Origin of the sequence: Shewanella sp. SM87 (assembly GCF_025653705.1) — a bacterium.
GTDB classification, from domain to species: domain Bacteria; phylum Pseudomonadota; class Gammaproteobacteria; order Enterobacterales; family Shewanellaceae; genus Shewanella; species Shewanella oncorhynchi.
Map to the genome: position 1 here is coordinate 105,547 of NZ_JAKKSC010000014.1, position 20,751 is coordinate 126,297.

Here is a 20,751-nt window from a genome sequence, read left to right on the forward strand (position 1 = left end):
ATGGCTGAATTTTGCTCAGTGCTCTTTGCTCAGAGCCACTTGGGCAATGCGCTCGATTGGGGCTTATTTGCATGTCGAAATATGGCCATTTGCCAAAACAAGACCGCCTGTCACAGCGAGACTTCATGCCACTGCAAGATCAAGAGATAGTGTTATTTGATGGCGATTGGTTTAGTCACATGCATTCATATCAACATTGTTAAATCAGTGCTTGCTTAATTACTTGATTTGTAATGCTAAAGTTATAGACAAGTGTACGCTATGTCGCTATCTTAGGTTTTTAACAAGGATGAGCTTTAATCGCATACCCGCGATTCGAGTCACTTGCATCAGGACGATGTGTCTTTTCTCTTTCTTAGATACCCAACTCCTCCTGCAAATTCGTGAATATGCTTTGGCACTTATTTTCTTGTTGCCATAGTGCTTATTGGCATTGTACTCAATATTCAGCAGTGGACGTTTTGAGCTGGTGCGACCTTGTTTTGATTGATGGCTTGGCTGACGGATGTTGGCGAAGTGCGGTAGCAATGGGGAAGCTTTGTCGGTTCACAATTTGCCGTTTCACAAATTAGTGAACTGGTAATTTTGCGGCCTAGCGGCCGAGGTGAATCAAGGTCGTGGGGCTTCACCCCACACCCGACCAAGGAGGACTGCTCGTCCTATCCTCCTTGGATGCTCCAAGACGCCCCTAGCGAAGTTACATGCATTAGTTACTGGCCTAGCGCTTATTCGAAAATCACTAACGCTTCCGATGGTACATCCTGCACCCCGAAAGCTAGCTCGGCATCATGCTTCGAACAAGTGATTTTCTTCAACGTACTTAGCTCATTTCACCGTGCGTTGTATTATCTTGTTCCAGAAAATTATGAAATATTTAAGTTAGGTGAATACAAGTTAACTAAATCTACTAAAAAATCGATACGAAAATAGAGTTAAAGTAATACATTACTCAAAAAATTGGTTATAAATTAAAGTTGTAATAGTTAGTTAAATGCCACGGCTTGTAGTGAATTGTACTTTTTAAATTATTTAATATGGAAATGAAATTTTTATGAATCAAGAAATAATATATCCCAGTATGAATTCGCTATTTTCCTGCGATAACGTAGACTATGGCATAAAACGAGAGTCACAAATAGATACAATTAAGTTTTATCTGAAAAGTGAGCAAGTAGTTTATGTAAATGCATCTTCATGTATTGGGAAAACTACAATATTGAAACAAATATTTGAAGAGTATAAATATGACGCTATAACTTTGTTTATAGATAAATCTAAGTCGAAATTTATAAGTGATGTGGAAATTTATAAAGATTTATATATTCAAATAAGAACTTACATGGGTGAGTATTCTTCAGATGATATAAAGAAGGACGTGTCTAAGGCTGATGTTGAGCGGATAATAAAGACTCTTACTTATTTTTTGAAATATAAAAAAGAGAGGTTTATTTTTTTCTTGATGATTTATATTTCTTTGATGAAAATGATAATAATTTTTTATTAGAGTTGTTTTTGATTTTTCCGACGGATGAGAATTATAAATATTTAGTCACAAGAGATAGTTCTAGTAAAAATTTTGGTATAACATCAAAAAAGATTCAAAATTATAGTCTCAATATATTTTCATTGGATGAGGTTAGGCATTGCCTTCCTACTGTATCATTAGAATATATAGAACAGATAAGAGATTCATTTGGTTTTTCACCTGAAACTATTTCTTTTATAAAGGAAATGGTGGAAAGGAATGTTTCTATTGAAGAAGTTTTCCAAAGTACTAGTAATGATAGTATGAAAGGTTTATATGATAGTGAGTGGAGGCGAGTAGTAAAGTGTGACTTTGTAGAGGAAATACTTGGTGTAGTTGCTTATTCAGTTGATAAGTTAAGTGTAATAGAACTTTGTTCAATCCTTCAATCAATGGAATCAGATGTATTATCTTTTATCGATGATATTTCATTCTTGAAATGTGAAGGTGGATATGTTTTTTTAACTCGAACGGTGCTGTAAATTATTGTAGAGAAAAGTTGGTTGATAAAAAAACTCAATTCATTGACATGCTTCTTGGACAGATAAATGAAGGTTTGTTTCCTAAGGATACTGCGAAGGTTGCATTTTACCTTACACAAAAAAAAGAATATGAAAAAGTATTGAATGTTATAAGTGATGAGCATATTGGTGAAACATTCAATAGAACAAGATCTATTAATGAAGTTCATAAAATTGTTAATTTTGGGATAAAGGCTTGTGAAAAGCTAGAGGTGCAAGATAGATTTGTAAAGTATAAGTTTTTAAAAAGTGGATTGTCAAATATATATAATTCAGAACTGATGTTGCAACAACTGCATTGTCACCTAGCGGCCGACGAGTCCAATAATGCTTTAATGTTAATTCAGAAAGCAACGTCTGAAGAAGAGATGCTTCAGCTATATTGTATTTTTGTTATGTCTAAAAATAAAGAGGGTATAAGTGCTGATGAGGATATTTTAAATAAAATTGACTACCTATATGAAAAAATAGATGTTAGTGAGCTTGGTCCAGAGAGGACTATTGATATATGTGCTGATCTACTACCTATTATGCCAGAAAAGGCACTTGCGTTAATTAATAAACTTGATTCTTTGAATGTTGCTGGTCAAAATAAGTCAGATTTTGCATTTTTAAATTTATCCTTACTTACATTTCATCGTCATGGTGATAGTTTTTCAACTAATGTAAATAAGGAGGATGTAAGAGAGTTATCACGTTCAACTATTATAGAAACAATTAAAAGCCTAAATAAAAATGCTACAACTGATAATTTACTAGAGTTTTTCAAAAATTTTACTGAAAGTGGTGATAGAATATTTTTATACCGAGCCTGGCTCAAAAACAATAAGAAGAACAAAAACTCAATTGTAATTTTGAATGAAATTTTGAATGAAATATTTCAGTCTGTAGATTTTTCAATTGATGCATCTCTTTTTAGTGATATAACTGAATGTTTAAATCACATCGATAGCAATGAATGTATTGATGTGTTATCAAAAATTAAACCACAGTTAATCACTTTGAAAAACAAAGGGCCTACAGTCGATTATTGTACTCTAATATTGAACATGATTAATCATGCTGAGAATAAAAACAAGAAAGTAACTTTTTTGAATGATATAGTTAAGTATACATTATCTGTTAATGATTATGCAGTTAGATTAACATGTCTTTCGCATATCTGTGGCTTTGAAAAGAAATATATAATACATAATGAAATTATAGATGTAGAGCAAGAGAAAAATAAATTATTGGATAAAATAGTCGATACGGATGCTTTGCATATCGAAGTTTTAAAAGAATCTATTTCAGTTGAGTCTCAATATGACCTGAACAATGCAATACTTTGGTCTGATAAGTTTAACAATGTAATTAGACGGAATAAAGCTAAATCGATTGCTATCTATAATTATCTCAAAGGAATTGACTCTGTTCAAGAAAATAGGAAGGTAAATGATGTAGTGTGTTTGATACGCTCTATTAGTGAAGAGGAGTATAGAGAGGATACTTATTATATTTTTATAGAAAAGTATATGTATTTCCACCCATCAAAAACTAATACAGATAAGTTAATAAAGTTTTTAAGTAGAATACAAAATAACTATATTAAAGCAAGATGTCTTATATTGTTATATTGTGAAGCGTATAACCTTAATGTGTTGAGGGAGAATGCGACATTAATTGATTATATAAGCTCTGCTATTAATAAAACTGATGGTGATGATCATAAAGCTGAGTTGTTTTTTTATGCTTGCCAAATGACTTTTAAAATTAATAGAGAAATATCTTCCAACTTTAAATTCCAAGCAATTAATGTAGTTGATAAAAATGGGTATTCAAGTGAAGGTCAGATTGAGTTTAAGATGTTTTCAATTGAACTTGCAATTAGATGCTTGTACTTACTTTCAAGTAGAAACGAAGATGTAAACTCAGACTTATCAAATTTAGTTGAGAGTATTTCTAGTATAAATAGCGATATAAAAAGAACTAGACTATTTTCGAGGTTGGCATCTGCTTATCAAAAGTCCGGAAAAGAAAGTTTTAGCAAAGATGTAATAGAGAAGTTTATAATTCCTATTCTTGAAAGAAATAAAGTTACTGCTGGTAAAGAGTTTCTTTTATGCTTACTATATTCTTTACCTGTAATTTATCATTATGACTCAGAGGTTTTCTTGAAATGGTATGAGCAAATACCAAAGAATAATGACACAGTTGTTGATAGAATAATAAATATGACTATTGATTATATATATAATGATTGCTTGATTGGTGATCCTTATGACCAACTTAAAAATAAATATACAATAGGTTATAGAGAGTTGAATTGGATTTGTAATTTAATCAAGCTAGTAAAAGAAGATGGTAATCAATTCTTTGAAATAAAGAGATTGCTAGATGCTATTAAAGGTTTAAGAAAAAAGAATAAAATTAGTAAAGTTCAAGAGGATGATCTATGTGGGAGTGTCTTACAAATTTTTGGTGATAATTTTCCTAAGCAGAACTATATATCCCATTTTGGATACAAACTACTTTTTGAAGCTGAGATAAAGTCAATATCAGAAGACCTTGTTTTAAAGTCATGGGAACAAATTGTTAAGGATTCAAAAGAGATTTGTAATTTATCAGATCGATCTTTTGTGCTCTCGCAGATCTCTATGAAATTGCCAGAGAAATACCATGATATCCGAAAGATTCTTTTTCAAGAATCTATTTCACTTATTGATATTCTTTCTTCAAATATTGAAAAGGCAAATAGATATAAAGTTGTTTGTGAAAATCATAGAAGCTATGATAAATCAATAGTTAAAGAGCATCTAAAAAAAGCATTTATGCTCTGTAGTAATAATAGAAATATACAAAGCTCAACTCGTTTAGAAATTATTGATATGGTAAATTCATATGGAGACGCATTTTCTTCATCGCTTGTTAATATGTTAGATGATGATCCGGCAAGAAAAAAAATCATTTCTGAAAATATAGAAAAAAGAAAAAAATGTGATGATTTAAAAAAGAAGTTTCAAAATAATCTTGATATATCAGTAGATGAGAATGATGATGCGCTAGCTGATTTATTATGGCAGCAACTTGCTATTATCAACTCTAAAAGTGGCCATGTCCCTAAAACATTTAATGTCCATAATTATATAAATAATATAACCCTTTCCGATATTGAAGGCGTATATAAAGTTCTTAGTTATTACATTCATTCATCTTATTTGTCTAATTCCTCAAGAGTAAATGTTGTCCAGAAAATAAGACCTTTATTTGATGTTTTCATCTCTTGTTTAAAAATTCTGAAAATGACTTTTGAACATGATTCAGCAAATGTAAAAGTTGAAGTGGACTCTAATGTTGCTGACTATATTATTATTTCTGAAGGTGAGGCTGAAACAGCTTTGTTGTTCATTAAAAAGTGGTTTTCACAGAGCGAATGTAAAAAGTTGGTAATAATTGAACCATTTTTAAAGATTGATGATTTTGAATTTATTGCGAATGTGATATCAATGGATCCTGAAGTTGAGTTGGTTATTATTTCGAGTTTGGAATCTAAGCGAATATTAGACAGAAATGGTGATTTTGATGATTATTTTCATGATTATTGGAATGAAAATATAAGTAAGACCGATACTCCTTTTATTGACTTGATATTTATAAGCTATGGTGAGGATAATAAATTTCCAATTCATGATAGATGGTGGCTATCAGGTAGTAGTGTCATTGAGTGTGGGACATCAATTAATGGTTGGGGAAGTAAAACTTCAAAATTAAAAATACTACCTTCTAACGAGGCAGCTGAGGTTGACTCGAAGATATCCCCTTACATTTCGATGAAGAAAAAGTTTATTGAAGAGGAAAGATTAAAATATAAACTAGTTAAAATATAAATTAGCATATTGAAATTTTATATAACACTAAAGTTGAAGTTTTAATTATTGCAGTATCAAGTCTGATTGCGAATGTTCTGTGGACATAATGCTTATCTGTTAGAGGTTTAACTGGCATCGATCTTTCAATGCGAAAAGTTAACTCTAATGCCACAGAAGTTCACCGATCCCCTGCGAAGTTGCTGAAGGGCGTTGGAAGAAAATAGCGTGACGCAGACAGGACGTCTGCGTAGCTTTCGGTGAAGGGGCGAATGAAAATCGATGATTTTCGTGCTTATGAGCGAGAGGCAGGGATTGCCGAACTGGAGGGCTTTAGGGATGTAAAGCGGAACCATCGGAAGCGTTAGCTATTTTTGAATAAGCACGAAGCCACTAATCAATGCATGTAACTTCGCTAGGGTGAGTGCTGCGTAGCAGTGTTACGAACGAGAGCCATGGATGGCGAACTGGCAGTTAAACAAGGACGTTGTTCGGCAAGGGAGAATCCAAGGAGGATAGGACGAGCAGTCCTCCTTGGTCGACTCTTGATAAAAAAATCAGGGGGTGAAGCCCCACGACCTTGATGTAGATTTTTAATTTGAAATTGAGGCCAGTGTAACTCTGAATAGAGTGCATTCCATTGGAGGTAAATTGAAGTTTTTAGTGATTATCTTCGGCATAGCTGTGTCGATATTTATGCATGGAAGTGGGTTGTCTGTCGATAGCAAATGGTGGTGGGATTTACTGTTATCTTTCAATGTAAAAGCATTAAGTGAAAACTTGGGGATAGTTGTATTTTGCTTTTGGATACATCTTCCACTGATGATCATATTTTCTTTAGCATGTGCTTTGATTATTAATCGAGTTGGGTATCCAAGGTATTTTATTTACTCTGTGTTAGGTACTTCATTTTTTACATTTGTTGTGCTGCCATTAATGCCTGTTTTCGATGTGTTATTAGCTGGCGGGATGAGTCCATTACGTTTTATCGATATCTTTGTAAAAACACTCATGTTTCTGACCTTGTTCTTTGTTTTTAATATACTTATGAAAAAGTATAATGGGTTGAATTTATTGGGTTAATTTTCACTTTCAAGATGTTTCGCTGACTGTGTTTATTGATTTATTTTAGGGATGATTTAAGAGTTTTATGAAAAAAATTAGTTTTTTGGGTATGAGCATAGTGCTTGCTTTGACACTTGTTATCGGCCTTGCTGTTGATTTTTTGGTTGAATTTAAATCTGAATCGATTTTTATGCAGATGAATATTTTTAGCTTTAAATTATTGTTTTCGTTACTTAGTATGCTCTGTGTGTATATTGCTATTGCAGTCACTTTTAATTTGAAACTGTTACCAATGCTTATAGGTAAAGATTATCCGTCAAATTACTTTAAATGGTCTAAATTTCGACTTATAGAAGTTTTATTTTTATTTAACTTATGGGCTATGGGTCATTGTCAATATTTCACCGTCGTAATAGTTAATTTCGCTTTGGTTGAGTTGATACACTTATATTTAGTTTATAAAAGTATCAATAATAAGCTTGAGTCTACTATATAAATTGGTAAGTTGAGGACAATAAGGCGTGTGGAGTTGGCATAACTCTTTCAATGCGAAAAGTTAACTCTAAATGCCACAGAAGTTTACCGATCCCCGGCGAAGTTGTCGAAATACGCAGATAAAAATGCCGTGGCGACATCATGGATGATGGCGCAGGCTCGGGGGCACATGGATGTGCCATCTGAGCCGTTAGGCGATTTTTATTGGAGTATGAGACCGGAAACTAATGCATGTAACTTCGCTAGGGGCGGCAAGGGGAGATGCAAGAGGGGGATTGCTGTTGATCCCCTTCTTGCCCTGGTGTGGAATGGAATTCCACGACTTTGATTTTGATTTATAAATTCAAACGAAGTTTGAATCAGCTTTTCAAACCGCGTTAGCGTAAGTCCGATCCAGATTACTCTGGATCATAATCCAACACTGGCGCCAGCCACTTCTCCGTTTCCGCAATGCTCATCCCTTTACGCTTCGCATAATCTTCCACTTGATCGCGGCCGATGTTACTCACGCCAAAGTAGCGGGATTTCGGGTGTGCGAAATACCAGCCCGATACTGCCGCTGTGGGGAACATGGCGTAGCTTTCGGTGATGTTCAAGTCGATAGTCTCATCGGGCTTGAGCAAGTCCCATAACAAGCCTTTTTCTGTGTGGTCTGGGCAAGCTGGGTAGCCCGGTGCGGGGCGTATGCCTTTGTATTTCTCGCGGATTAAGGCTTCGTTGCTTAACTGCTCATCGGCCGCATAACCCCAAAACTCTTTACGTACCCGTTCGTGCATCCGCTCGGCAAAGGCTTCGGCCAAACGGTCGGCTAAGCATTTGAGCATGATGGCGTTGTAGTCGTCGTGGTTGGCTTCAAAACGTGCCACATGTTCGTCTATGCCGTGGCCTGTGGTCACCGCAAAGCCGCCCATGTAATCGGCGACGCCTGAGTCTTTTGGCGCAACAAAGTCGGATAGGCAGAAGTTGTCGTTGCCGACACGTTCAAGCTGCATCCGCAGGTGATGCGTGGTCATTTCGACTGTGGTGCGTGACTCATCTGTGTAGAGCTCAATGTCGTCGTAATTGACGGTATTGGCTGGGAATAAGCCGATAACCGCTTTCGCCGTGAGCCACTTTTCTTCGATGATTTGTTTGAGCATAGCCTGACCATCGGCGAACAGCTTTTGCGCCTCGACGCCGACCACTTTATCGGTGAGGATTTCAGGGTAATGGCCGTGCAGTTCCCACGAGCGGAAAAACGGTGTCCAGTCGATACGCTCGACTAAGTCTTCTAATGGATAATGATCAAACACTTGGCGACCGAGCACGTTTGGCGTGAACGGGGTGTAATTGGCCCAATCGTGTTGGCAGCGGTTTTCACGGGCCGCTTCGAGTGAGACTATCTCTTTGCGCTTGGCTTGGGATAGGCGCTTAGTGCGCATGTCGTCGTATTCGGCATAGGTTTCGTCTATGGTCGCTTGGCGAGTCTCGTTGTTGATGAGCTTACTCACCATAGGCACGGCGCGGGACGCATCGGCGATATAAATGGCGCCATGGGGATAATGGGGCGCAATTTTTACCGCTGTGTGGATTTTAGAGCAAGTGGCGCCGCCGATAATCGCCGGAATGGTTAAGCCTTCACGGTGGAAGGTTTTCACGTTATGCACCATCTCGTCCAGACTCGGAGTGATGAGGCCCGACATGCCGATGATATCGATATTGTGTTCTTTCACGGCGTCGAGAATTCTCTCCACCGACACCATCACGCCTAAATCGAATACCTCAAAACCGTTACAGGCGAGCACCACGCCGACGATATTTTTACCTATATCGTGCACGTCACCTTTTACCGTCACCATCAAGATCTTGCCGTTAGATTGGCCTTCGACCTTTTCCAGCTCGATATAGGGGTTTAAGTAGGCCACGGCTTTTTTCATTACCCGCGCCGATTTCACCACCTGCGGCAGGAACATCTTGCCCGAGCCGAATAAGTCGCCGACCACGTTCATGCCGTCCATCAAGGCGCCTTCAATCACATCCAGCGGACGTTTTGCTTCTTGGCGAGCGGCTTCGGTATCTTCATCGATAAATTCGGTAATGCCTTTCACTAGCGCATGGGATAAGCGTTGGCTCACTGGCCAGCTGCGCCATTCTAAATCTTCTTTCTTGCCCACCTGCGCGCCATCACCGCGGAATTTCTCTGCGATTTCAAGTAACTGCTCGGTATTACTTGAGCCTTCCACTGGGCAGGGCAAGTTAAGCACCACGTTTTCGACCCGCACTTTAAGCTCAGGATCGATATCGTCGTAAATGGCTAACTGGCCCGCGTTGACAATCCCCATGTCCATGCCGACTTTGATGGCGTGGTACAGGAATACGGCGTGAATCGCTTCGCGCACTGGGTTGTTACCGCGGAACGAGAACGACACGTTCGACACGCCGCCCGAAATCATCGCGTGGGGCAGGGTGGTTTTAATCGCTTTAATGGCATCAATAAAATCGACGGCATAGTTGTCGTGTTCATCGATACCTGTGGCGATGGCGAAAATATTCGGGTCGAAGATGATGTCTTCTGGCGGAAAGCCGACCTTGTCGACCAGCACCCGATAGGCGCGGGTACAGATTTCGATTTTACGCGCCTTAGTGTCGGCCTGACCTTGCTCGTCGAACGCCATGATAATGGCCGCCGCGCCGTAGCGTTTCACTAAGGTGGCTTGCTCGATAAACTTGGCTTCGCCTTCTTTGAGGGAAATAGAGTTAACTATGCCCTTGCCTTGAATACATTTGAGGCCAGCTTCGATCACTTCCCATTTGGATGAGTCGATCATAATAGGTACGCGGCTGATGTCGGGCTCAGAGGCTATCAAGTTTAAAAACTTGTGCATGATCTCGGCGCCATCTAGCATGCCTTCGTCCATGTTGATGTCGATGATCTGTGCGCCGCTTTCGACCTGCTCGCGAGCCACATCAAGCGCTTGCTCAAACTTGCCTTCTTTGATCAGCTTTAAAAACTTAGCCGAGCCTGTGACGTTGGTGCGCTCACCCACGTTAACGAACAGGGATTGGGCATCGATAGTCAGTGGTTCCAAACCGGCTAAGCGGCAAGCTACCGGAATGTCTGGCAAAATACGTGGATCGTGACGGCTCACCGCTTCGCGGATCACGCGGATATGTTCAGGCGTACTACCACAACAACCCCCGATAATATTAAGCATGCCTTCGCGCGCCCAATCTTCGATCACGTTCGCCATGTCCTCTGGGGTTTCATCGTAACCGCCAAACTCGTTCGGCAGGCCTGCATTCGGATGCGCCGACACATAACACTCACTGATGCGGGATAATTCTTCCACATAGGGGCGTAATTCTTTTGGCCCAAGTGCACAGTTAAGACCGATAGATAAGGGCTTGATATGGCGAAGGGAATTGTAAAAGGCTTCGGTCGTTTGGCCAGTCAGTGTGCGGCCAGAGGCATCGGTAATGGTGCCCGAAATCATGATCGGCAATCTGTCTTTAGAATGCTTACCGAATAAGTCATCGAATACGGATTCAATCGCAAACAGCGCGGCTTTGGCGTTTAAGGTATCGAATATGGTCTCGACCATAATGATATCCGCGCCGCCTTCAATCAGCGCCTTAGTGGATTCTTTGTAAGCAGTCACTAACTCATCGAAGCTGACGTTGCGATAGCCAGGGTCGTTCACATCAGGGCTAATCGAACACGTACGGTTAGTGGGGCCTAACACACCGGCGACGTAGCGTGGAATGCCTGTGGCAGCAAAGGCTTCATCACAGGCTTCACGGGCGAGGCGCGCGCCGACTAAGTTAATTTCGGCGGACAGCGACTGCATGTCGTAGTCTGCCATGGCGATGGTGGTGGCGTTAAAGGTGTTGGTTTCAATGATGTCGGCACCGGCGTTTAAGTAGTCGGTGTGAATTTGTTTGATGATGTGAGGCTGTGACAACACCAAGAGGTCGTTGTTACCTTTGACATCCGTATGCCAATCTTTAAAGCGTTCGCCGCGATAGTCCTCTTCTTCCAGCTTGTAGCCTTGGATCATAGTGCCCATGGCACCGTCTAAGATCAGAATGCGCTCTGCAAGCTGTTTGCGAATGTCTGCTAATATTTGGCTGGCTTTGGTAGAGGGTATCGTCATAAATAGTTACCTTAAATACAGCTAAGTTAAGTCCAAAAATCGGCCATTGTTATGCTAAGTGCATTTTATTGTCGTCAGCCGACATTTTTTGAATACTTGTTCTTAAAAATTTGTTTTGGACATTTAAACGTATAGACGTCCATAATACGCGACTTATGATTGTCAGGGCAAGATGAAAGTCAAAGGCATTAGGAGCGAGAATCGAGAATCAAGAATTTAGGCCCTCGGCTTGAGTTCCTAGCATCTAGTCCCTAACTAAAAAGGCATATATGAAACAAGTTCGATTGTTATTGTTGCGCCACGGTGAGTGTGAAGGCGGCGCGATCTTGCGGGGTCGTGTGGATGTGCCTTTGAGTAAAAAGGGTTGGCAACAAATGTCGGCAGCAGTTGAGTCACAGGCCAGCGTGTGTAGCGCGATTTATAGCTCGATTTCACGCCGCTGCGCCGATTTTGCCCACGCTTTTGCCGCCGAGTTGCATTCGACAGCGGCACTGATATCTGAGTCAAGGCCATTGCAGGCGCAGTGTTTGTCGGGTTTACAGGAAATTGATTTTGGTGATTGGGACGGTTGTCGGCTCGATGAACTGTATCAACAAAAGGGCGAACGCTTAGCTGCGTATTGGCAAAACCCTTGGCAAACTCCGCTGCCTAATGGTGAAACTATGGCAAGTTTTGAGTCGCGGGTGAATGGGACGATTGACCAGATACTCGCCGCCGAGTTTGAACGATTGACCCTTGACTCACATAAAATGGGTAATGAAAACAGTGCCGTTAATGAAACCGCTGACAATATGCCAGCCACTCAAGTGTGGGTCGTGACCCACGGCGGGGTGATCCGTCACTTAATGGCGCGTGCCTTAGGGGTTGAACGGGCGGTGGGGTTTTATAGTCAACTCGATTTACCCGTGGCGGCCGTGGTGAGCATTAATGTGCTGCAAGATGAACAGGGTGCCTGCTATTGGCGTTTAGATTGGCCGAGTGGGCGCAGGTGTTGAGGCCTTATTTCACGACCTAGGCGATATGGTGTAGGCGTGATTGTTTGGCGAGAATAAGCTGACATGAAAATATTCTGATTTAAACAGCATTGCCTAATGGGATAGATGTAGGATAATGCTTTTCCCTGACGTTTGAACGAGATAGCGTATTACATGCGCAATGAGTGATAACGTCGCAGAAATAGGTGTTGGGAATAGACTCTCTTTGTTCGAATCGCTCCGTTGTTTTTATTCACAGTGGCGTTGTTAACAAAGAGCATATCAACCCAAACATAATAGGGAATCGGGGAGCTGCTCGTCAGTCAGCCCGAACTGTGCCCGCAACTGTGAGTAGTTTAAAGAAGCACCTAGATTCTAGATTCTAGATTCTAGAGCCTAGCTCCTTCTTTTCTACAAGTCAGGAGACCTGCCTATTTCTGTTATCGCTGCGTGCAGCCTTAGTTCTCGAGCGGGTGACTCGAGGGAGCAGATGACAATGTGCACAACCTTTTTTTATACAGGTTTGGACTCGATAGGAGCGCCGCTTAGGTGAAACTTTCCGCAATCCAAACTAACAGCCCCGTGAATGACAGTGACACTAACCCATCATCGAGCCCGTCAGTCGCGCTCAATGTGAGCCAGTTGAGCTGGTGTATCGATGGCAAAACCATACTTTCCGATATTAACTTTACGCTGCCAACGGGGCAGATGCTGGGGCTGATTGGGCCTAACGGTGCGGGCAAGTCTAGCTTGCTGCGCTGTTTGTATCGGTTTGTTCGCCCGACTCAGGGCAAAATTACCCTTTTTGATCAAGATATTGAGCGCTTGTCGCCCAAGGCGTTTGCCTGTCGCGTCGCCGTAGTGCAGCAGGATACACCGCACTATTTTGACCTCACCACAGAGCAATTGGTCAGCATGGGCTTAACGCCCCACAAGGGCATGTTCGATACCAATTCGAGCTGTGATATTGAACGTATTGCTAAGGCTTTAGAGAAAGTCGGCTTGAGCCATAAGATGCACCAACAATATGAACACTTATCTGGCGGTGAAAAGCAACGCGCCTTGATTGCCCGCGCCATAGTGCAGCAGCCGCAGCTTTTAATCCTCGATGAGCCAACGAACCACCTCGATGTGCGCTATCAAATTCAAATCCTCGAATTGGTGCGTAGTCTTGGCATTAGCGTGATTGCCTCTATTCATGATCTTAATTTAGCCAGTGCCCTGTGCGACAGTTTGTTGTTGATCCATAACGGGGAAGTCAGCGCTATGGGGACGCCAACCGAAGTATTAACCGAGGCGCGAATTGGCGATGTGTTTGGCGTGTGTGCTCAGGTATCGCCCCATCCACAACATAAAAAGCCCTTAATCAGCTATTTTTATGGTTATCACCATGTAGATCATGGCCTGAGCGAGGCGAGGGCGGATGACTCAGGGGAGTAAACAATATTTCATCTCATATTTGGGGCGTATCGTGACACCGTTGACGAGACAACAACTGATGCTGCTCGTATTAGGTATCATCACTTTGATAACGCCTATTGCCGCAACGAGTTTTGGTGCGGCGAACATCAGTTTTACGGATGTTATTCAAGTATTTATCAATAAGGCGACGAACCTCACCCAAGCCAATGGTATGACTGAGCGCATCGTGATGGAGCTCAGGCTACCGCGCATTTTACTCGCCTTTGTGGCGGGTGCGGGTTTGTCTCTGGCGGGCAGTGTGTTGCAAACCGTGACTCGCAATCCGCTCGCCGATCCCTATTTGTTTGGCATTAGCTCAGGCGCGTCCTTTGGCGCTGTGGTGATGTTGACCTTATTCACTGGCTCTGGATTTTTTGATAATGCGGGCATGGCGGCATATTCTGGGCTTTTTAGCGGTTCGGGTGCCTTGTCTGGATTACTTTGGTTTAGCTTACCCTTGGGCGCTTTTATTGGCGCGAGTTTATCGGTGTTGATAGTGCTTGCCTTGTCTGGGCTCGGGCTTAATAGTCAAGTGGAGCGCATGTTGCTCTCTGGTGTGGCGACCTCCTTTATGTTCGGCGCATTAACGAGTCTGCTGCTGTATTTCGCCAGTCCGCAGGCGACAGCCTCTGTGCTGTTTTGGAGTTTAGGCAGTTTCGCTAAGGCCAGTTGGTCCTTGTTAGTACTGCCGACACTGGTGATTGGTGCGAGTTTATTCATTATTTTAGGCATGAAACGGCAGATCATGGCGTTGCAGGCGGGGGATGAAACGGCGCATACCTTAGGGGTGAATGTGCCTAAGCTGCGGCTCAATATGTTGCTGCTCTGCTCCTTGATTACCGCTATTTTGGTGGCTACCTGCGGCGGTATCGGTTTTGTCGGGTTAATGATCCCCCACACAGTACGCATGCTGTTTCCCGGTCGTCAGCCGATTTTATTAACGGCGCTGGTGGGCGGATTATTTATGGTGTGGATTGATGTATTAGCGCGCTGTTTATTGGGTAATCAAGAGTTGCCCGTGGGCATTATCACGGCCGCCATAGGTAGCATGTTCTTTTTGCTGATTTTGCGTAAGCGTAGAGTCATGTCGTAAATACAAGGTCATGCCGTAGGCACCTAGTCAGGACGTAAACCCAGAGTTAAGTCGTCATCCTAGAGTCATGTCGTAAGTGCAGACTGACGGGATAATCAGTATTTCTGTTGATATCCCACCCGCGATTGGAAATGCACAATTGGACATGTTCGTCATAGAAGCGGGATGCGTTGTGGTTATTTAATGTAGATTACAAAGTGGAGTGTGGATGTCTCAGTCAGCCGTGTCTTTTCAAATAAGCCCTGTGAGTAAAGCGCAGGATCTGGTGATTCTGCAGAAAATTGATCTTAAGACTAAGCCGCCCGGCGCCTTAGGTCAGCTCGAATCCTTAGCCTTGCAGATTGCCCGCGTGCAAGCGACTGATTTGCAACAAACGGAGCAGCCACAAGCGGATGTGCTCAAAATAGTCCATCCAACCATGTTAGTGTTTGCGGGGGATCATGGCATTGCCGCAGAAGGCGTGTCGATTGCCCCTAGCGAAGTGACTCACCAAATGGTGCAAAACTTTGCCCATGGCGGCGCGGCGATTAACGTTTTTTGTCGGCAGGTGGGCTTTAAGCTCGAAGTGATCGATTGCGGTATGTTAACGCCAGTTGAAGGAGTTGAAGGTATTATCGATCAACGTCTTGGTGCTGGAACGGGTGCAATCCATTTAGAGCCAGCAATGGCGCTTGAAACCGTCGATAAAGGCTTTGCTATGGCGCGCGATTTGATTGAGCGTCACCATCAAGCGGGTTGTAACTTAGTCGCCTTTGGTGAAATGGGCATAGGCAATACCTCCTCTGCTGCGGCCATTATGGCGGCGATTATGCAGCTGGATGTGATTGATTGTGTCGGCCGTGGTACGGGCATTAATAGTGAAACCTTAGAACGTAAATTGATGCTGATTGAGCTCGCGTTATTGCTGCATCAAAGCGCCTTAACTGGGCCTAAGTCAGTGTTAGCTTGCCTAGGAGGCTTTGAAATTGTGCAGATGACGGGGGCTATGTTAGCTGCCGCTGAACGTAAAATGCTGGTGGTCGTGGACGGTTTTATCGCGACAGCGGCGGCATTAGTCGCGGTGCAAATCGCCCCCAATGTGCGTGATTATTTGATTTTTGCCCATCAATCCGATGAGCAAGGTCATCTGCGAATGTTAGAATTTTTGCAGGCTAAACCTTTATTATCCCTAGGGCTGAGATTAGGCGAAGGTACGGGGGCGGCCTTGGCATTGCCGCTTATTCAAGCCTCAGTAAATTTTTACAATCAAATGGCGAGTTTTAGTGATGCGGGGATTGAGGCTGTTGTATGATGTGCTCTGCTAAGTCGCTTATTTTACTTATTTAAAATAATAGCCTTTAGCCAACCGTTTTAATTTTAAACCTTGCAGCAAGTGTGAATTCACTAAGGATGCTTTATGTCAGAACGCGAAAGCTGGCACAAAGAGATAGATTTATTTTTAGTTGCCATGGGCTATTTTACCCGCATTCCTATGCCTAAGTGGGTCGAAGTCGATAGCGATAAGTTGAATAAGGCCAGCCGTTATTTCGGTCTCGTCGGTCTTCTGGTCGGCTTGTTAAGCGCCATAGTGTTTTGGCTGACGCAGAACTGGCTCCCCGCCGGCGTTTCTGTTCTTTTAGCTATGTTGGTTGGCGTCTTGCTCACGGGCGGATTCCATGAGGATGGCCTCGCCGATACCTTCGACGGTTTTGGCGGGGGTTGGACGGCTGAAGACAAGCTGCGGATCATGAAAGACTCGCGCCTTGGCAGTTATGGCGCACTGGCGCTGATGTTGGCCCTGCTGCTGAAATGGCAGTTGCTAGTCGAGTTGGCCCTGTACGATCCTGTCGTTGCGGGTTCAGCACTTATCGTCGCGCACACAGTGAGCCGTGTGGTATCAGCCAGTATCATTTTTAGCGAAAAGTATGTCCGCGATGACGAGACCAGTAAGTCTAAGCCGCTATCGCAACATCAAGGCATTAATGAGCTGCTTATCCTGATCGCCAGCGGCGTATTAGTGCTGTTATTCCTCAAGGGGTTAGCGGCATTGTCATTGCTATTGGTGATGATAGGACTGCGCCGTTTGATCATAGTGATCTTTAGACGCCAGATTGGCGGTTACACGGGTGATACCTTAGGCGCGGCGCAGCAAATATCTGAAATCGTGTGTTATTTTGTATTGCTCGTTGTGGGTAACATACTGTGATCCACCTCGTCCTAGGCGGCGCCCGTAGCGGTAAGAGTAGCTACGGCGAAGCCTTAGTGCGTCAGTACACTGCGCTTGGCTTCGATGCTTGCTATGTGGCGACTGCGCAGGCGCTAGATGATGAAATGGCGACACGTATCGCCAAGCATCAAGCGGGACGATCGGACGATGGTATCGAATGGCAATTGTTTGAAGAGTCGCTCGCCCTCACTGCACTGTTAAAACAGTTAGCAAAACCTGGGCGAGTGATTTTAGTAGACTGTTTAACTCTTTGGTTAACGAATCAATTACTTGCATCGAACGTTAACATCGATGATGAACCCGCGCCGACTGAGTGGAATGCGACTGACTTTGCCACTTCCACCTTTGCCGTTTCAACCTCTGCCACTTCAACCTCTGACGATAAAGCTCATGCGAGTTGGCAGGCCGAGAAAACCGCTTTTGTGGATTCCCTCGTCGAGCTTGAGGGAGTGGTGATTTTGATCAGTAACGAAGTCGGTTCTGGCATAGTGCCCTTAGGTGAGTTGAGCCGACAATTTGTCGATGAAGCGGGCTGGTTAAACCAAGCCGTAGCCACATTGGCTGACAATGTCACCTTAGTGGTTGCGGGTTTACCCTTAGCATTGAAACCACTTTAGACTTTGGGCTCAGTCCACGTTTTAAGCTTAAGTTGCATACTTAAGTTATTTTTAGACTGAGCTGTTATGTTAATGACTGCAAACTAGAATAAGCCTTTTAAACCTATGTCCTCTCCAAACACAGACAACACAGCCTGTGCTAATGCACTCGATACCGCTGACACACCTGTAGTTAATACGCTTGCGGTTAATTCACCTCGGCGCGCGGCAGTCTTGATGGTGCAGGGCACAACATCGGATGCGGGCAAGAGCACCTTAGTCGCAGGCATTTGTCGTTTGCTCGCTCGTCAGGGGATTAAGGTTGCGCCTTTTAAGCCGCAAAATATGGCGCTCAATAGCGCTGTCACTATTGATGGCGGCGAGATTGGCCGCGCACAGGCCTTGCAAGCCGTGGCCTGTTATCTTGAGCCCCATACCGATTTTAATCCCATACTGCTTAAACCTAGCTCGGACACGGGTGCGCAAATTATTGTTCATGGCAAAGCCCTGACGACGCTGGAAGCCTCAGCCTTTTTTGGGCCTAAATCTAAGGATTACAAGGCAATGGCGCTTGGCGCTGTGCTGGAATCCTTCGAGCGATTGACGGCCCAGTATCAAACCATAGTGGTGGAAGGCGCGGGCAGTCCGGCGGAGGTCAATCTGCGTGAAGGTGATATTGCCAACATGGGATTTGCCGAAGCCGTAGATTGTCCTGTGATTATCATTGCCGATATTGATAAAGGTGGCGTATTTGCCCATTTGGTCGGGACCTTGGCCTTGTTATCAGAATCCGAACAAGCGCGGGTAAAGGGCTTTGTGATCAACCGTTTCCGTGGTGATATTAGCCTGTTGCAATCTGGCCTCGATTGGCTTGAAGCTTATACTCAAAAGCCTGTTTTAGGCGTGTTGCCTTATCTGCATGATTTACATCTCGATGCCGAAGATGCGCTGATAAGCTCGCCGACTAAAGGCGCTAACAGCCGCTTAAAAGTACGGGTATTAGTGTACCCAAGGATCAGTAATCACACGGATTTTGATCCGCTGCGGCTGCATCCCGATATTGATTTTGATTATGTGTCGTTGCAAACTCAAGCCGCAAATCACGCGACTCATTTGCCCGCCGCCGATGTATTGATCTTGCCCGGCAGTAAGAATGTGCGCGCCGATTTGGCCTTTTTACGCCAGCAAGGCTGGGATAAAGATATTGCCACACACCTGCGTTACGGCGGAAAAGTGCTAGGCGTTTGTGGCGGCTATCAAATGCTAGGCCAAAGCATTGCCGATCCCTTAGGTATTGAAGACAGTGCGGGCGATACCGCAGGACTTGGCTACCTGCCGCTGAGCACAGAACTCAAAGCCGAAAAACAGTTACGGCGAGTGAGCGGTGAGCTAACGTTACTTGGGCAAAAGGTTGCTGTGAAGGGCTATGAAATCCACTGCGGTGAATCAAGCTATCTTATCCCTAGGCTTGAACAAACGAATGTGCCCTTGCAGTTAATCCCTGAATCCACATCTGTGAGCTTTGCTGATGGCCTGCAAAGCGATGACGGGCAAATCCTTGGCACTTATTTACATGGGCTGTTTGATAGCCCTGATGCGTGTCAGTTGATTTTGCGCTGGGCGGGATTAAACGATGCTAAGGCGATAGATATCAATCAAATACGTGAGCAGCAACTCGATCGTTTAGCCGATGTGTTAGCCGAGCATTTAGACATGCAAAAATTACAGCCAATTTTAGAAGCATAAGTTTTAGAAGCAGACATTTTTAGCAGCAGAGTGAAGAGAAGACCATGACAGCACAGAACGACAACGAACAAGCACAAATCAAGGCCGAACGCCACAAGGCTCGCCAACAGAAAGTGAAAGCCGGTGTGGATGCTAAAATTGCCGCCGCCCAAGAGGAGAAGGGGATTCTGCTAGTGTTAACCGGTAACGGTAAAGGCAAATCGACCTCAGGTTTTGGCACAGTGGCCCGCGCTGTCGGTCACGGTAAAAAAGCCGCGGTAGTGCAATTTATCAAAGGCACTTGGGAGTGCGGTGAGCGCAATTTACTCGAAGGTGCAGGGGTTGAGTTTCATGTGATGGGCACAGGTTTTACCTGGGAAACCCAAGATAAAGAAAAAGATACCGCCGCCGCCGTACTCGCTTGGGAAGCTGCTGAAAAGCTGCTGCAAGATGAGAGCATAGATTGCGTGATGCTCGATGAGCTGACCTACATGGTGAGCTATCACTATCTGGATGTGGAACGTGTCCTTAGCGCACTTAAGAATCGTCCACCCATGCAGCATGTGATTATCACTGGCCGCGCTTGTCATCGGGCGATTATCGAATTAGCTGATACTGTGAGCGAAGTGCAGCCGCTGAAACACGCCTTTGAAGCGGGTATCAAGGCACAGCAAGGTTTTGATTATTAAACTGAGCGTGTTGTTATCATCATAAAGCGATATTTTTTATATCCATATTGGGCAGATAGTAAATGGCGGCCATGCCGCCAACGATCACTGTTGCAACAATGGCAATCTTAACAATCCCTTTAGCTATTCGTTCAGCTAAAAAGCTAATGCCCCAAAGCAAGACAGTTGAGTTACGGTAAGCGTCCATTTTAGGACGTCCTATTCCCACTTAAGATCGCGCGATAAGCTGTGCACTCATCATTACAGGAGAGTGATATGGCAAAGCGAGCTTACCGCAACGCTGCACAATGGCAGCAATTAATCGACTTATGGCACACATCAGAGCTGAGCATCACTGAGTTTTGCCAAACCCATCAACTGAGCACCATGTCATTTTATAAATGGCGGCAACGTCTATCACCACAAACTGAGCAAGCTAATGTG

Annotated in this window: 16 protein-coding genes and 1 riboswitch; of the genes, 14 read left to right on the top strand and 2 right to left on the bottom strand. The window is 43.5% G+C overall.

The window, feature by feature from the left end; translation table 11 throughout:
• The first annotated feature begins 1,051 nt into the window (after nucleotides 1–1,051).
• From L5M11_RS12895 to L5M11_RS12915, 5 genes are all read left to right on the top strand, one after another.
• Complete coding sequence (locus L5M11_RS12895) at nucleotides 1,052–1,504, top strand: hypothetical protein (protein WP_263192310.1); 453 nt, start codon at nucleotides 1,052–1,054, stop codon at nucleotides 1,502–1,504.
• 8 nt (nucleotides 1,505–1,512) lie between these two features.
• A complete protein-coding gene (locus L5M11_RS12900) occupies nucleotides 1,513–2,007 on the top strand; it encodes a hypothetical protein (protein ID WP_263192312.1) in 495 nt (164 codons plus the stop codon).
• Nucleotides 2,008–2,024: 17 nt separating this feature from the next.
• Nucleotides 2,025–5,912 (top strand): hypothetical protein, encoded by a 3,888-nt coding sequence (locus tag L5M11_RS12905; protein WP_263192314.1) that lies wholly within the window; start codon nucleotides 2,025–2,027, stop codon nucleotides 5,910–5,912.
• A gap of 630 nt (nucleotides 5,913–6,542) precedes the next feature.
• On the top strand, nucleotides 6,543–6,974 hold the full coding sequence (locus tag L5M11_RS12910) for a hypothetical protein (protein WP_263192315.1): 432 nt from the start codon (nucleotides 6,543–6,545) through the stop codon (nucleotides 6,972–6,974).
• Nucleotides 6,975–7,041: 67 nt separating this feature from the next.
• Nucleotides 7,042–7,452 carry a hypothetical protein gene (locus tag L5M11_RS12915; protein WP_263192317.1) on the top strand — a complete coding sequence of 137 codons (411 nt, stop codon included), beginning with the start codon at nucleotides 7,042–7,044 and terminating at the stop codon, nucleotides 7,450–7,452.
• Nucleotides 7,453–7,849: 397 nt separating this feature from the next.
• Here L5M11_RS12915 and metH read toward each other — a convergent pair whose 3' ends face one another.
• Nucleotides 7,850–11,584: a methionine synthase gene (gene metH / locus L5M11_RS12920; RefSeq protein ID WP_263192318.1), complete on the bottom strand. Its 3,735-nt coding sequence runs from the start codon at nucleotides 11,582–11,584 to the stop codon at nucleotides 7,850–7,852.
• Nucleotides 11,585–11,853: 269 nt separating this feature from the next.
• On the opposite strand from metH, the gene L5M11_RS12925 reads away from it, so the two are divergent.
• From L5M11_RS12925 to cobO, 8 genes are all read left to right on the top strand, one after another.
• Nucleotides 11,854–12,579 (top strand): histidine phosphatase family protein, encoded by a 726-nt coding sequence (locus L5M11_RS12925; protein ID WP_263192319.1) that lies wholly within the window; start codon nucleotides 11,854–11,856, stop codon nucleotides 12,577–12,579.
• A 221-nt stretch (nucleotides 12,580–12,800) separates the two neighbouring features.
• A riboswitch (cobalamin riboswitch) is annotated at nucleotides 12,801–13,008 on the top strand.
• A gap of 99 nt (nucleotides 13,009–13,107) precedes the next feature.
• Nucleotides 13,108–13,998, top strand: a complete 891-nt coding sequence (locus L5M11_RS12930; RefSeq protein WP_263192320.1) for an ABC transporter ATP-binding protein — start codon at nucleotides 13,108–13,110, stop codon at nucleotides 13,996–13,998.
• Nucleotides 13,982–15,112, top strand: coding sequence for a FecCD family ABC transporter permease (locus L5M11_RS12935; protein WP_263192321.1), 1,131 nt, complete (start codon nucleotides 13,982–13,984; stop codon nucleotides 15,110–15,112). The genes L5M11_RS12930 and L5M11_RS12935 overlap by 17 nt, the downstream gene beginning before the upstream one ends.
• 208 nt (nucleotides 15,113–15,320) lie before the next feature.
• Nucleotides 15,321–16,403, top strand: a complete 1,083-nt coding sequence (gene cobT, locus L5M11_RS12940; RefSeq protein ID WP_263192323.1) for a nicotinate-nucleotide--dimethylbenzimidazole phosphoribosyltransferase — start codon at nucleotides 15,321–15,323, stop codon at nucleotides 16,401–16,403.
• A gap of 105 nt (nucleotides 16,404–16,508) precedes the next feature.
• The gene (locus L5M11_RS12945; RefSeq protein ID WP_028759425.1) at nucleotides 16,509–17,297 is read left to right on the top strand and encodes an adenosylcobinamide-GDP ribazoletransferase; all 789 of its coding nucleotides are present in this window, start codon (nucleotides 16,509–16,511) and stop codon (nucleotides 17,295–17,297) included.
• Nucleotides 17,294–17,935: a bifunctional adenosylcobinamide kinase/adenosylcobinamide-phosphate guanylyltransferase gene (cobU, locus tag L5M11_RS12950; RefSeq protein ID WP_263186609.1), complete on the top strand. Its 642-nt coding sequence runs from the start codon at nucleotides 17,294–17,296 to the stop codon at nucleotides 17,933–17,935. Before L5M11_RS12945 ends, cobU begins: the two co-directional genes overlap by 4 nt.
• 105 nt (nucleotides 17,936–18,040) lie before the next feature.
• Nucleotides 18,041–19,660, top strand: coding sequence for a cobyric acid synthase (locus L5M11_RS12955; protein ID WP_263192324.1), 1,620 nt, complete (start codon nucleotides 18,041–18,043; stop codon nucleotides 19,658–19,660).
• A 44-nt stretch (nucleotides 19,661–19,704) separates the two neighbouring features.
• Nucleotides 19,705–20,328 (top strand): cob(I)yrinic acid a,c-diamide adenosyltransferase, encoded by a 624-nt coding sequence (gene cobO, locus L5M11_RS12960; protein ID WP_198571815.1) that lies wholly within the window; start codon nucleotides 19,705–19,707, stop codon nucleotides 20,326–20,328.
• A gap of 19 nt (nucleotides 20,329–20,347) precedes the next feature.
• Here the strand turns inward: cobO and L5M11_RS12965 are convergent, their stop codons facing one another.
• Nucleotides 20,348–20,515 (bottom strand): hypothetical protein, encoded by a 168-nt coding sequence (locus L5M11_RS12965; protein WP_263192325.1) that lies wholly within the window; start codon nucleotides 20,513–20,515, stop codon nucleotides 20,348–20,350.
• A 68-nt stretch (nucleotides 20,516–20,583) separates the two neighbouring features.
• On the opposite strand from L5M11_RS12965, the gene tnpA reads away from it, so the two are divergent.
• Nucleotides 20,584–20,751 (top strand): IS66 family insertion sequence element accessory protein TnpA (gene tnpA, locus L5M11_RS23980; protein WP_411569098.1); only part of this gene is annotated, 168 nt, incomplete at its 3' end.

Coding starts and splice junctions, on each gene's coding strand:
- L5M11_RS12945 (WP_028759425.1), top strand. CDS start 16,509: ATGTCAGAACGCGAAAGCTGGCACAAAGAGATAGATTTATTTTTAGTT.
- metH (WP_263192318.1), bottom strand. CDS start 11,584: ATGACGATACCCTCTACCAAAGCCAGCCAAATATTAGCAGACATTCGC.
- cobO (WP_198571815.1), top strand. CDS start 19,705: ATGACAGCACAGAACGACAACGAACAAGCACAAATCAAGGCCGAACGC.
- L5M11_RS12925 (WP_263192319.1), top strand. CDS start 11,854: ATGAAACAAGTTCGATTGTTATTGTTGCGCCACGGTGAGTGTGAAGGC.
- L5M11_RS12895 (WP_263192310.1), top strand. CDS start 1,052: ATGAATCAAGAAATAATATATCCCAGTATGAATTCGCTATTTTCCTGC.
- L5M11_RS12955 (WP_263192324.1), top strand. CDS start 18,041: ATGTCCTCTCCAAACACAGACAACACAGCCTGTGCTAATGCACTCGAT.
- L5M11_RS12965 (WP_263192325.1), bottom strand. CDS start 20,515: ATGGACGCTTACCGTAACTCAACTGTCTTGCTTTGGGGCATTAGCTTT.
- L5M11_RS12935 (WP_263192321.1), top strand. CDS start 13,982: ATGACTCAGGGGAGTAAACAATATTTCATCTCATATTTGGGGCGTATC.
- L5M11_RS12915 (WP_263192317.1), top strand. CDS start 7,042: ATGAAAAAAATTAGTTTTTTGGGTATGAGCATAGTGCTTGCTTTGACA.
- cobT (WP_263192323.1), top strand. CDS start 15,321: ATGTCTCAGTCAGCCGTGTCTTTTCAAATAAGCCCTGTGAGTAAAGCG.